This window comes from Acinetobacter sp. CIP-A165 (genome assembly GCF_000367985.1).
GTDB lineage: Bacteria > Pseudomonadota > Gammaproteobacteria > Pseudomonadales > Moraxellaceae > Acinetobacter.
The window spans coordinates 402,998-415,927 of sequence record NZ_KB849206.1 but is presented as its reverse complement, the minus strand read 5'-3'; the positions used below and the strand labels follow the sequence as shown (position 1 = coordinate 415,927).

The following is a 12,930-nucleotide window of genomic DNA, read 5'->3' as shown; positions in this document are numbered from 1 at the left end:
TTCATCCAAGGATTATCTCTTGAATTAAATAATTTTGCTGATTAATTTAAGATCAAATAAATTGTACGTTTTTTGATTTATGACGGAAGTCTAATATTGTAGCACAAGATATTTCTAGTTACATTTATGTTGGAAATTTTTATATTTTTATTTCAATTTTTATTGGTACAGGTGTTGGCTTAGTTGTTAAGTATGTGCTGGATAAAAAATACATTTTTAAATATAAAACACAGAATACAAAACATGATGGAAAGGTTTTTGTGCTTTATACCATCATGGGTATTTTTACGACTATTATTTTCTGGGGCTTTGAGTTTGGCTTTCACGCAGCTTTTGGAACCAAAGAAATGCGTTACGTGGGTGGAATAATCGGTCTAATGATTGGCTATATTTGCAAATATTACTTAGATAAACATTTTGTGTTTCGTAAAGTTGAGGCATAAATGAAAACAATACAGGCTTGGGGCAGACTTTCTGACGCTGAACATCAAGTTATTCCTTTAATAACACCTTCACAAGCATCCAAACAAATAAAACATGGTACGTTCCCGGGTATCGCTCATGGTATGGGGCGTAGCTATGGCGATGTCGCATTAAATGGTAATGGTATTTTATGGCTGACGACAGCTATGAATCATTTGATTTCTTTTGATTTAAATACTGGCATTTTACATTGCGAAGCGGGTGCTACATTACAAGATATCCATAGAACACTGATCCCGCAGGGTTGGATGTTACCTGTAACACCAGGAACACAAATGATTACCGTTGGTGGGGCCATTGCGAACGATGTACATGGCAAAAACCACCATGCTTTTGGCTCTTTTGGTGACCACGTTCTGTACATTAAATTAATGAGAACTGATGGTGAAATTATTGAGTGTTCAAAGACTGAAAGAGCAGATTGGTTCTATGCAACCTTAGGCGGGATTGGTCTAACAGGAATCATTTTAGAAGCAAAAATTCAGTTACGTTCGGTTCAAAGTTCATGGATTGACTCAGAAACCATTCCTTACCACAATCTAGATGAGTTTTTTGCACTCTCTGATTCATCCGAACCAGATTGGGAATATACAGTTTCCTGGATTGATTGTATGAATGGTGCGAATGCCAAAGGACTTTTTACAAGGGGCAACCTAGCAAGTGAATCAACTCATATAGAACCTAAAATTAACGATAAAACATTTCCAATCACTCCACCTATTTCATTAGTCAATAAACTCAGTTTACCGGTCTTTAATTTTGCCTATTTCCATGGAAATTCGCTAAAAAAACAGCCTCAAACCGTACATTACGAGCCATTCTTTTATCCGTTAGATGCCATGCATGAATGGAATAAAATGTATGGACCCAAAGGGTTTTATCAATATCAAAGTGTGGTCCCGAAAGAGATTGGCAAAGAAGTCACTCAAGAGATGTTAAACACCATTAAAAAATCGGGTGAGGGCTCATTTTTAGCTGTATTAAAAACCTTTGGTGATCGTGAATCTGGGGGATTGCTGAGTTTTCCAAAGTCTGGCGTTACTTTGGCGTTAGATTTCCCTAATCGTGGGGAAAAAACATTAAAGTTATTAAATGAATTGGATCATATTGTACAGCAAGCACAAGGCCGCCTTTATTTAGCCAAAGATGCGCGTATGCCAAGATCACTATTTGAAGCGGGCTATCCTCGCTTTACTGAATTTTTAAAATATCGAGATCCAGGCATCAGCTCGGAAATGTCTCGTCGTCTATTAGGGGCTTAAATGTCAAATCAACCAAAAATCTTAATTGTGGGTGGAAGCTCCGCTATTGCCGAACATTGTGCCAGACTCTGGCTTAAGCAGCAGCCTTATGAAATTATTTTGTTAGGGCGAGACCAAGACAAGCTACAACGTGTTGCTAATGATCTTAAAGTCCGTACCCCGCAAGCTAACATCCAATTTCAGACCGTTGATTTTTTAAATGCGACAGCCATTCAGGATTGCATTAATACCATCAATCAACAGGGAAAAATCGATATTGCCCTAATTGCTCATGGTAATTTACCAGATCAAGATCAATGTCAAAATGATTTACTTCAATGCCAACAGGCAATCGAAGTCAATGCAATTTCTCCTGTTCTATTTACTGAAATTATTGCTAAACATATGATTGAACATAATCATGGAAAATTGGCAGTAATTGGTTCAGTCGCTGGTGATCGTGGTCGTAAATCGAATTATGTGTATGGTGCATCGAAAGCGCTGATTGATAAATATCTACAAGGATTACAACATCGCCTAGCTTTAACGGGCTCTGTTGTCACAGCAACTTTAATTAAGCCGGGCCCGACAGCAACCCCTATGACAGCTGGGATATCTGGTAAAGGCAAGCTTGCCTCACCTGAACAAGTTGCTCGTGATATTGTGCAAGGAATCGATAAAAGTAAATTAACCGTCTATACGCCAGGTAAATGGGCGATCATTATGATGATTATCCGAAATTTACCTTTCTTTTTATTTAGAAAAATGGACATATAAATTATTTATAATTAAAAAGCTCAATCATATATTGGGCTTTTTAACTTATGTGTGTTTATCTAGAATATACGACGTTTGCACTCCAACATCGCCCTTGGTTTCTGATGACATATTTTTTTAGTTAAAACCCAAGTGCGACTTGTCATGAAAGATCATTTATATAGTCAGAACCTAAGCGTAAAAAAACTAAACATTCTGATCCAACATTGCAGGCATAAGTATTTCCTTTACACAGGCAGCCTTACTGGTTGAAATAATAAAATTAATTGCATGAAGAACATCTGCCAATGGGATTAAGGAGTATTCCGTTTCTTCTAAAATTTCTTCAACAGGTTTTTCAATCTCATATTCACTGGCAAGGTAGCCTAGATTAAGCACACTCGCTCCAATTAAATGTTCACGTAAGATTTCTCTGAGGGATTGTGCAATACCTCTTAATGCAAATTTGGTTGCCGAGAAAACAAGTTCTTTGCCGTTATGGTTATCAACACCCCAAGTTGAACCGATCAGAATAATTTTGGCATTGTCAGAGCGCTTTAGATTTTCAAGTAATGATTGAATGGATTGGATACAGGTGATGATATTGGTATTAATGATTTGGCTGATTTCAGCAGCAGAAACGTCTGCAAAATTATAATTTTCGCTAAATGCCTGTTGTTCCCAAATGCCCACGTTGTATATCAGCACATCAATTTTTTGCTGTCCAATCACAGCCTGTACATCACTTACAGCTTGTTCAGGTTTGGAAAGATCAGTACAGATCCAGTTTAAGTTTGGAATTTCTCGTGGTTGGGTGCGAGATACGCCATAGATGGTATCTGTTGACTTTGGTACAGTTTGAACAATGGCTTTTCCTAGCCCTTTACTGACCCCGTAAATGAGAAATGTTTTATTTGAATCACTCATCAATCTTTCCATGTATCTAAGGTTAAAACGCAACTATAAAAGCTCAACTTAGCTTGAGGTCAAGGGTTAATTGATCTGCTAAATGTGGATTATGACTCATGAGAAATATGATGTGGTTTTTGTTCTAATGTTCTCTATTGCGAATCTATTCTCTTTGTTATAAGGTATAGATTGTAGTCTATATTTTTGGTTGTGATATGTGGACAGTCATTACGACAGACTTGTTTAATGAATGGCTTGAACGGCAGGATGAATCCACACAAGAAAAAGTCTTAGCAGCTTTAGTTGTTCTACAACAGCAGGGACCGAGTTTAGGTCGTCCTATGGTTGATACTGTATATGACTCAAAATTTACAAATATGAAAGAGCTACGATGTTCAACATCGAGGTAAGCCTCTAAGAGCTTTTTTTGTATTTGATCCATTTCGACAAGCGATTGTGCTGTGTATTGGTGATAAAAGTGGTAAGAAGCGTTTTTATACAGAGATGCTGGCAGTTGCAGATGAGCAATATGAACTGCATCTCTCAACTTTAGGAGATCAATCTAATGGCTAAGACCTTACAAGAATTACTGGCTAGTCGCTCTCCAGAGAGTCAAGCTCGTATTCAAGAAATGGCAGATGAATTGCTTTTAGAAACTCAGCTTTATCTTATTCGTGAAGAGTTAGAGATTTCTCAAAAAGAACTGGCTGAAACGCTTGGGATCAAACAGCCTTCACTTTCAGCGATTGAAAATCGAGGTAATGATTTAAAGATTTCAACCATGAAAAAATATGTAGAAGCGATGGGCGGAAAGCTTCGTATCGATGTGGAGCTTCCTACAGGAAAACATATCGGATTTAATGTTTAAATTCTTGGAGAACAAAAAAGGGCATAAGGTTGCCTCTTTTAAGTATTTCTAATCAATTGTTGGAAATAATGATTGAAAAATAAGTGTGGAACATGAAAAATCACAAAAAATCCGTTCCAGTGCGCTGAACCCTAGAACGGATTTAGATAAGGTGTTGATGAGAAAAGGAAAAAATCAGGTTTTGCGCATAAGGCGTATTATGTTAATTTTAGCTAATGTTAAGAACAACATGTTTTGTGAAAATACATATTTAGCCAGTGTAGAAAAGGCTAAAAGTCTTGGTTATAAAGAGTATTTAGATACTAAAGCCTACTCAGGTAAATCGTATCGTAAGAATGGGAAAAAGTGGATTATCTTTAGTCCTTTTCACTTACTTGAAGATCCTGAAATTAAAGCCAAAAATATTAAGGATGAAGAGGGTTTAGAACGATTAGGTTATAACGTCAAAGACTATTATGATCATCACCCTGATTCATTAGCATACAGAGCTGATTTACATAGAATAGAAGCCGAGCAAATTTTCTATGAAACAGAAAGAATGCAAAACATAAAAGAAATTTTTGGCCATGCAAATATTGATTTTGATGATGTTGATAATATCAACGAAACCTTAAATCAAATTGGCTATAACTCTTTTTCTTTAGAAAAAGATAAGGATTCAGATGATGAAAGTAACGAAGAATATCTAGAAATAAATGATGAAAATCAATCTCACAATGCCACTCTGAACCAGAAAATTGCAGCGTGGCATTGTGATGATGAGAAGAAAAAAATGCCGCATATTTATAAGAAATAATCACCTACTTAACATAATGGGCGTTAAACGCAACCAGAGCTATGTAATTCATATAAATCAAATGCTTAATAACTAGCATAATCCCAGAAACTGTCAAAAAAGCCGACTTTGAAACAAGCTAGCTTCTTTTTAAGCACATTTGTCACTTTTTAGCCAATAAATTCGTTTTAAAAACAACCAAAACAAGAGTTTCTTTGCTCGTCTGAAGAAGGGGATTTAGAGCAATCCGCAGCCATAGGTGATTAGCTCTACTATAAGAAAAGCTTCATCATGAGCTCATCAGTATATTCCATATTGTCATGGTCTTTTAATGCTTTGTGCTCTACACCGTATATTTGAAAACCAAGTTTCTTATAAAGATGAATGGCAGAGTTATTGTCATCAGCGACGGTCAGTAAAATTTGTTCGATATGTTTATTACTATGTTCTATAACTGCTTGAATTAGTTCATTTGCGATACCTTTGTTTTGAAATTCTGGTTGAACAAATACACTTGATAGATAGGCTTTATGGGAAATTTTGGCGACGGTTTCTTGTGTTAACGTTGCTAAAGCGACGATTTCTTTTCCGTGATAAGCGCCAAATACTATTGAGTTTGATAAACAGTTCTGAAAAAAAGCTAAAGGCTTGTTTAGTTCGACTGCGTAGCTAGAACCAAACATTTTAGGGGCATTTAATAACGCTGCAAGTCGAATATTTCTAAAATCGTTAATATCACTTACATTTAAAATTTTAATCTCAATATTCATCATTTTTTCTTTTACAAAAAATTAAATTTAACACAAAACCTCTTATCCAGATTTTATCTCCTCGCACTTCTTAGTCCAACAACACTCCAATTTTTTCTAAACGCCCTTGTTCAGTCAACACTCAAGAGCGATTTTGCCATGGCGCACATGTTGCGTATGACCACAAGAAAGATCAGCAACCCAATGATTTTCTTCATCGAGGTGAAATCCAACAATGGCTTGTTGCATTTATTCACTCAAACTTTCGAGTTTAGAATCCTCTAAACCTTTTAAAAAACGATGGCATAGATTATGGATCGCCACCAAATCATTTGGATCAACACCCAAAGAGCAGGCGAGTTTAAAAGGAATCAAGGTAATTTCATCTTTTGCAGCAAGCGCTTTTTCCAGCAAGATCACTTTCTTCATGCGCTCATCTTCTTTCACCGCAACACGCTTTAAAAACTGTTTTTCTTCGAGTTTTTTAATAATCGGCGTGAGCGTTCCTGAATCAAAAAAGGTCTTTTGTCCAATTTCAGACAAAGTCACATTGTCCTTTTCATACAAAGCCAGTAGCACAATAAACTGCGGATAGGTCAGGTCGTATTGCTTAAGTAAAGGGCGATATTGACGAATCATCGCATTGGTCGCGGAGTACATCGCAAAACACACTTGATTATCCAAGTAAGAAATTTCAGTCATGCTTTACTCCTCAACACCATCATTATTGCTAGAGAACAGTATAGTTTGGAAATGCACAAAAGTATATTGCGCATAATTAACTTGCACGCAAGATAATTGTGTGCAATATTAATATGCATAGCTGAACGACTAGACAAAGCTATTAGGCAAATAAGATTGATTGAATCAGAGCGAGATGTTGTATGACGACAATTTATGATTTTCAAGCTGAGCTGTTAGAAGGCGAGCAAAAGGACCTTGCAGACTATCAAGGCAAAGTTTTACTGGTGGTCAACACCGCAAGTCAATGCGGCTTAACCCCACAATTTGAAGGACTGGAAAAGTTATATCAAGACTATCAACAGCAAGGTCTCGTGATTTTAGGCTTTCCATGTAACCAGTTTGCCAATCAAGACCCATCAAGCAATGAAGAAATTGGCAGCTTCTGTCAGCGTAACTATGGCGTATCATTTCCGATGTTTGCCAAAGTTGACGTGAATGGACCAACTGCACATCCTTTGTATCAATACTTAACTTCGGAAGCGAAAGGTCTGTTAGGCAGTGCAAGCATTAAATGGAATTTCACCAAGTTCTTGATCAATCAAAATGGCGTAGTAATCAAACGTTACTCTCCAACGACAAAACCTGAAAAAATTGGCAAAGATATTCAAAAACTTTTGGCTTAAGTTGTATAAAGTGTTGATGATTTGGAAATTACTGGTATTGAAATCATCTACCAGTAATTTTCTGATTTTTAATCAATGATCAATTCAGACCTGATATATAGATCATTGTAGACGACTGAATAAAATAGATTTTTTATAATTAAGAATTACATAACTTGTTTAAACATCATCATTAAAGTTCGTTATACTTTTGCCAAGATTAAAAATACGAGCGTCAGATTATGCGTGTACTTGTAGTGATGGACCCAATTGAAACTGTGAATTTAAAAAAAGATTCCACCATGGCGATGTTATGGGCGGCCAGCCGTCGTGGACATGAGTTGGGTTATGCATTACAACAAGATTTGTATATCGATCAAGGTAAAGCGTTTGGTTTGATTTCGCCGTTAAAAGTGTTTGAAGATTATGATCATTATTATGAGTTAGGCGAAAAGCAAAAAGAATCGATTGCTGCTTATGATGTGGTGTTGATGCGTAAAGACCCGCCGTTTGATATGAATTTTGTCTATAGCACTTATATCTTGGAACAGGCAGAGCGAGAAGGAGCGTGGATTATCAATAAACCACAATCTTTACGCGACTGTAATGAAAAGCTGTTTGCTACCCAATTCCCTGAGCTACAAGTCCCGACCTTGGTGACTTCACAACAAAGTTTAATTCGTGAATTCATCAAAGAACATGGTGATGTCATCGTAAAACCATTGGATGGCATGGGTGGTACAGGGATTTTCCGCTTGTATCAAGATGGTGTGAATATTGGTTCAACTTTAGAAATGCTCACTGAACTAGGTACATGTCCAATCATGGCACAACGTTATATTCCTGAAATTGTGGAAGGGGATAAACGCATTTTGATGGTTAATGGTGAGCCAGTGCCGTATTGCTTGGCGCGTATTCCACAAAACGGTGAAGTGCGTGGCAACTTAGCTGCGGGTGGTTTAGGTCAAGCCCGTCCGCTGAGTGAAAATGACAAAATGATTGCGGCAAAAGTTGGACCATTCTTGCGTGAAAAAGGTTTGGTTTTTGTCGGATTAGACGTGATTGGCAATTATGTCACCGAGATTAATGTCACCAGTCCAACCTGTATTCGTGAGATTGATGACCAATTTGGCACTGCCATTGCCGATGATTTATTTGCGGTGTTAGAAGCGGGTCGTACAAACTAATTTATTATCAATTTTTGACCGAATTGCCCATTTATTTTTTATGTTAATTTAGCAGTAAATGGGCAATTAGATGTAGACATCATCATGTTTTTAGCAAACAATTGCAAAAAGTATAGCTTTCTGTTGTAAACGAGTGAAATTCGCTTTTCGTGAATGAAACTTTAGGATTAAAATAACTGCCGAAAACAATAGACGATAACCTTCTTTTTTGAGTTGAAGAATTACACCGTGACCAATTCACCACAGAACAAACCCAAACATGTCTTGATGATGGCCGCTGGTACGGGTGGGCATGTTTTTCCTGCGCTTGCTGTTGCCAAACAACTTCAACAAGAAGGCTGCCAAGTCTCATGGTTGGCGACGCCTACGGGTATGGAAAATCGCTTACTCAAAGATCAAAATATTCCGATTTATCAAATTGATATCCAAGGTGTGCGTGGTAATGGTTTGTTGCGTAAACTCACTGCACCTTTTAAAATTTTAAAAGCAACTTTAAGCGCAATGCGCTACATGAAGCAGCTCAAGATTGATGCTGTTGCTGGTTTTGGTGGTTATGTCGCAGGACCGGGTGGTTTGGCTGCACGTTTGCTCGGTATTCCGATTCTCATCCATGAACAAAATGCAGTTGCTGGCTTTACCAATACCCAGTTGTCACGGATTGCCAAAACAGTTTGTCAGGCTTTTCCAAATACTTTTCCAAGCAATGATAAAGTGGTCACCACAGGCAATCCTGTGCGAGCTGAAATCAGTGCCATTTTGAATCCATCATGGCGTTATCAAAGCCGTGAACAAGAGCAGCAACCGATCAATATTTTGATTGTCGGTGGTTCATTGGGGGCGCAAGCGTTAAATGAGCGTTTACCTGAAGCCTTGATCAAACTCAATGTGCCGTTAAATGTTTTTCATCAATGTGGTCAAAATCAGCAAGATGCAACTCGAAATCGTTATCAAGCTGCACCTGCGAGTATGAATGTCGCAGTTGAACCGTTTATTCATGATATGGCCAAAGCCTATAGCGATGCAGATCTGATTATTTGCCGAGCAGGTGCGTTAACCGTTACTGAAGTGGCAACTGCAGGGCTTGCAGCAATTTTTGTACCTTTACCAATTGCGGTAGATGATCACCAAACCGCAAACGCGAAATTCCTCGCAAATGTAGGGGCTGCCAAGATTTGCCAGCAAGCAGAGATGACGCCAGCAGCTTTAGATGAGCTGTTGGCGAGTTTACTCAACCGCCAGCTTTTATCTGAAATGGCCATTAAAGCACGTCAACAAGCACAACCGAATGCAACTCAGCATGTGGTTGATCTGATTAAAAAATTGTAATTTGAGTTTTATTTATGTCTCCAACAAATCCAAACCAAGCTAAAAAGCTGATTAAAGTGCCAGAGATGCGCCGTATTAAACACATCCATTTTGTGGGGATTGGTGGTGCGGGGATGTGTGGTATTGCTGAAGTGTTGGGTAACCAAGGCTATAAAATTTCAGGTTCAGACATTAAAGCCTCAAAGACCACAGCGCAACTCGAAGCCAATGGCATCAAAGTGTACATTGGTCATAGTGCTGAAAATATTAAAAATGCCAATGTATTGGTCGTTTCAACCGCAATTGATCCTGAAAATCCAGAGATCAAAGCCGCGATTGAGCAGCGTACGCCGATCGTGCGTCGTGCGGAAATGTTGGGTGAGTTGATGCGCTATCGTCACGGGATTGCTGTGGCAGGTACGCATGGTAAAACCACCACCACCAGTTTGCTGACCACCATGTTGGCTGAAGAAAACCTTGATCCGACCTATGTGATCGGTGGGTTGTTGAATAGCACAGGTGTAAATGCTGCACTTGGTGAAAGTCGCTTTATCGTGGCTGAAGCCGATGAGTCAGATGCATCGTTCTTGTATTTGCAACCGATGGCGGCCATCGTCACCAATATCGATGCAGATCACATGGATACCTATGACGGTAGCTTTGACAAGTTAAAAGATACCTTCATCCAGTTTTTACATAATTTGCCGTTCTATGGCTTAGCTGTGGTCTGTGGAGATGATGCCAATATTCGCGAGATTCTTCCGCGAGTGGGTCGTCCTGTGATTACTTATGGCTTTGATGACGATAATGACGTTCGTGCCATTGATGTAGAACAAGATGGTATGCGTTCACACTTCACTGTGCTGCGTAAAGATCGTGAACCGTTACGTGTCACCGTCAACCAACCGGGCTTGCATAATGTGCTGAATGCATTGGCCGCGATTGGGGTGGCAACCGATGAAGGCGTTTCGGATGAGGCGATTTGTCGTGCGCTAGCAGGATTTAGTGGTGTCGGACGTCGCTTCCAAGTTCAAGGTGAATTTGAAGTCGGAGATGGCTTGGTGAAATTAGTGGATGACTATGGTCATCATCCTAAAGAAGTCGAAGCGACCATCAAAGCGGCACGTGCCAGCCATCCAGATCGTCGTTTAGTCATGATGTTCCAACCACACCGTTATAGTCGTACCCGTGACTGTTTTGATGATTTTGTGGATGTGTTATCTCAAGTCGATCAATTGTTGTTATTGGAAGTGTATTCCGCAGGTGAAAAGCCAGTGGTTGGTGCTGATAGTCGTGCTTTAGCGCGTAGTATTCGTCTACGTGGACAGGTTGAGCCGATCTTGGTTGATCCAGTCGAAGGTAATTTACCAAGTGTTTTACAAAAAGTGTTACAAGCGAATGACTTGTTATTAACACAAGGCGCAGGTAACGTGGGGGCAATTTCGGTAGAATTGGCTCAGCATCGCTTGTATGCCAAATAATTGTATTTTGTATTAAAGTTTTAAGGATATAAACGTGTCAAATGCTGCAAAATTCGGCAAAGTTGCTGTGTTGTTTGGTGGGAAGTCGGCTGAACGTGCTGTGTCATTGGATAGTGGTCAAGCCGTTTTAGATGCATTGTTGCGTTCAGGCGTGCAAGCAGAAGCATTTGATCCACAAGATCGTAGTGTGACTGAATTGGTTGCTTATGATCGCGCTTTTATCGTGTTGCATGGTCGCGGCGGTGAAGATGGTCAGATCCAAGGGGTATTGGAATGGTTAAATATTCCCTATACAGGCACTGGCGTACAAGGTTCTGCGATTGGTATGGACAAGGTCAAAACCAAGCAAATTTGGCAAGGCAGTGACTTACCAACAGCACCATACCGTATTATTAGCAAAGCGACTGACTTGGATGCTGTGATTGCGGAATTGGGCTTGCCTGTGATTATTAAACCTGTGCATGAAGGCTCAAGTGTCGGCATGAGTAAGGTTGAGAAAGCCGAAGACTTTGCTGCTGCCATTGAAAAAGCAACGCAGCATGATGCAGTGGTGATGGCTGAAAAATGGATTACAGGTCGTGAATTTACCATTTCATTTTTGAATGGTCAGCCTTTACCTGTAATTCGTTTACAACCGCCAGCAGATGTGGCGTTTTATGATTATGAAACCAAATATCAACGTAATGATGTTGAATATGGGATTCCTTGCGGGTTAAGCGAGGCAGAAGAGCAAAGTTTACAAGCGCTTTGCTTGCGTGCGTTCCAAGCAGTGGGTGCAGAAGATTGGGGGCGTATTGATGCCATGCAAGATGAGCAAGGCAACTTCTGGTTGTTGGAAGTGAATACCGTTCCGGGTATGACCAGTCATTCTCTCGTGCCGAAAGCAGCACAAGCCGTGGGTTATAGTTTCGATCAGCTCTGCGTTGCGATTTTAGAGCAAACCTTAACAAAGTCGGCTTAATTTATGGCTCAACTCCCTGCATCCATGCGCCGTAAATCACGGCCAGCGATTAGCTCTATCCACGAGAAACCGCCTTCACCTCAACAAAAGATGGTGAATGCGGGCGGCTGGGTGTTGCTGGTGATTGCATTTGCAGTGCTGGCGCTGGGTATTTATGGCTTGTATAAAGTCATGACTGATGCCACAGTGGCGGAATTGCAGGTGGTTGGTGCAAATTCAGAACAAGAAAACCAGTTATTGGTTCAGAAATTAACGCCGATTATTAAAGATAATTATTTCACTTCAGATTTAGAACTCATTCGAGATCAAGCATTAAACGTTTCATGGGTCGACCGTGTGGTCGTGTCACGAGCTTGGCCAAATGCAATTCGTGTGCGGGTGATGCCGCGTCATGCGATTGCGCGTTGGGGAACAGGGCGTTTGCTCAGTGACAATGGTGAAGGATTTAGCGAGGCTGTGCCAAAAGCACATCCAAATTTACCGCTTTTACATGGTCCGACCAGCCAATCCAAAATGATGATGCGTCGTTATAATGAAATTAATCAGCTGTTTCTGCCTGCTGATTTGCGTTTAAAAGAGTTGTATTTAACCGAGCGTATGACGTGGTTTATGCAGTTTGATTCGGGTTTACGTATTATTGTAGATCAAGATCAGACCATGAATAAACTACAACGCTTAAGCCATTTGGCACAAACGGATCTAAAACCTGTATGGCCCAAAATCTCGGCGATTGACTTGCGTTATCGGAATGGCCTTGCCATTCAATGGAGAAATGCAACACCGCCTAAGATCGTCAACGGTCAGTTTGTTGTAACGATTGATGACACAAGCCTTGCAGGTGCAATTCAGGCAAAGCCATAATACGTGGC

Annotated in this window: 14 protein-coding genes and 2 pseudogenes; 12 read left to right on the top strand and 4 right to left on the bottom strand. The window is 39.8% G+C overall.

The window, feature by feature from the left end; translation table 11 throughout:
* The first annotated feature begins 95 nt into the window (after positions 1-95).
* The 3 genes from F991_RS16250 to F991_RS16240 are packed head-to-tail and all read left to right on the top strand — an operon-like array spanning position 96 to position 2,501.
* Positions 96-443 carry a GtrA family protein gene (locus F991_RS16250; protein WP_051064217.1) on the top strand — a complete coding sequence of 116 codons (348 nt, stop codon included), beginning with the start codon at positions 96-98 and terminating at the stop codon, positions 441-443.
* Positions 444-1,745 carry an FAD-binding oxidoreductase gene (locus F991_RS16245; protein WP_004673473.1) on the top strand — a complete coding sequence of 434 codons (1,302 nt, stop codon included), beginning with the start codon at positions 444-446 and terminating at the stop codon, positions 1,743-1,745.
* The gene (locus F991_RS16240; protein ID WP_004673471.1) at positions 1,746-2,501 is read left to right on the top strand and encodes an SDR family NAD(P)-dependent oxidoreductase; all 756 of its coding nucleotides are present in this window, start codon (positions 1,746-1,748) and stop codon (positions 2,499-2,501) included. It begins immediately after the preceding gene.
* A gap of 186 nt (positions 2,502-2,687) precedes the next feature.
* Here F991_RS16240 and F991_RS16235 read toward each other — a convergent pair whose 3' ends face one another.
* Complete coding sequence (locus F991_RS16235; protein ID WP_004673469.1) at positions 2,688-3,407, bottom strand: SDR family oxidoreductase; 720 nt, start codon at positions 3,405-3,407, stop codon at positions 2,688-2,690.
* A 197-nt stretch (positions 3,408-3,604) separates the two neighbouring features.
* Between F991_RS16235 and F991_RS16230 the strand changes: the two are divergent.
* The 3 genes and pseudogenes from F991_RS16230 to F991_RS16220 all read left to right on the top strand — a co-directional run bounded on the left by F991_RS16230 (position 3,605) and on the right by F991_RS16220 (position 5,053).
* A pseudogene (locus F991_RS16230) lies at positions 3,605-3,962 on the top strand (type II toxin-antitoxin system RelE/ParE family toxin).
* Positions 3,955-4,257, top strand: a complete 303-nt coding sequence (locus F991_RS16225; RefSeq protein ID WP_004673466.1) for a helix-turn-helix domain-containing protein — start codon at positions 3,955-3,957, stop codon at positions 4,255-4,257. The pseudogene F991_RS16230 and the gene F991_RS16225 overlap by 8 nt, the downstream one beginning before the upstream one ends.
* 85 nt (positions 4,258-4,342) lie before the next feature.
* Entirely contained in the window at positions 4,343-5,053 is a 711-nt protein-coding gene (locus F991_RS16220; protein ID WP_034595744.1) for a hypothetical protein, read from the top strand.
* Between the two features lie 251 nt (positions 5,054-5,304).
* Here F991_RS16220 and F991_RS16215 read toward each other — a convergent pair whose 3' ends face one another.
* The 3 genes and pseudogenes from F991_RS16215 to F991_RS16205 form a co-directional block, all read right to left on the bottom strand.
* On the bottom strand, positions 5,305-5,805 hold the full coding sequence (locus tag F991_RS16215; RefSeq protein ID WP_004673461.1) for a GNAT family N-acetyltransferase: 501 nt from the start codon (positions 5,803-5,805) through the stop codon (positions 5,305-5,307).
* Positions 5,806-5,844: 39 nt separating this feature from the next.
* Positions 5,845-6,030, bottom strand: a pseudogene (locus F991_RS17875) (DUF3565 domain-containing protein).
* The gene (locus F991_RS16205) at positions 6,031-6,483 is read right to left on the bottom strand and encodes a MarR family winged helix-turn-helix transcriptional regulator (protein WP_004673458.1); all 453 of its coding nucleotides are present in this window, start codon (positions 6,481-6,483) and stop codon (positions 6,031-6,033) included.
* Between the two features lie 182 nt (positions 6,484-6,665).
* Here F991_RS16205 and F991_RS16200 point away from each other — a divergent pair, with 182 nt between their 5' ends.
* The 6 genes from F991_RS16200 (at position 6,666) to F991_RS16175 (ending at position 12,922) form a co-directional block, all read left to right on the top strand.
* Positions 6,666-7,148 carry a glutathione peroxidase gene (locus F991_RS16200; protein WP_004673456.1) on the top strand — a complete coding sequence of 161 codons (483 nt, stop codon included), beginning with the start codon at positions 6,666-6,668 and terminating at the stop codon, positions 7,146-7,148.
* Between the two features lie 221 nt (positions 7,149-7,369).
* A complete protein-coding gene (gene gshB, locus F991_RS16195) occupies positions 7,370-8,314 on the top strand; it encodes a glutathione synthase (protein WP_004673453.1) in 945 nt (314 codons plus the stop codon).
* A 228-nt stretch (positions 8,315-8,542) separates the two neighbouring features.
* Positions 8,543-9,640, top strand: a complete 1,098-nt coding sequence (gene murG / locus F991_RS16190) for an undecaprenyldiphospho-muramoylpentapeptide beta-N-acetylglucosaminyltransferase (protein WP_081398975.1) — start codon at positions 8,543-8,545, stop codon at positions 9,638-9,640.
* A gap of 14 nt (positions 9,641-9,654) precedes the next feature.
* Entirely contained in the window at positions 9,655-11,100 is a 1,446-nt protein-coding gene (gene murC / locus F991_RS16185; protein ID WP_004673448.1) for a UDP-N-acetylmuramate--L-alanine ligase, read from the top strand.
* A 34-nt stretch (positions 11,101-11,134) separates the two neighbouring features.
* Complete coding sequence (locus F991_RS16180) at positions 11,135-12,061, top strand: D-alanine--D-alanine ligase (protein WP_004673445.1); 927 nt, start codon at positions 11,135-11,137, stop codon at positions 12,059-12,061.
* A gap of 3 nt (positions 12,062-12,064) precedes the next feature.
* On the top strand, positions 12,065-12,922 hold the full coding sequence (locus F991_RS16175; RefSeq protein ID WP_004673444.1) for a cell division protein FtsQ/DivIB: 858 nt from the start codon (positions 12,065-12,067) through the stop codon (positions 12,920-12,922).
* Positions 12,923-12,930: the final 8 nt, after the last annotated feature.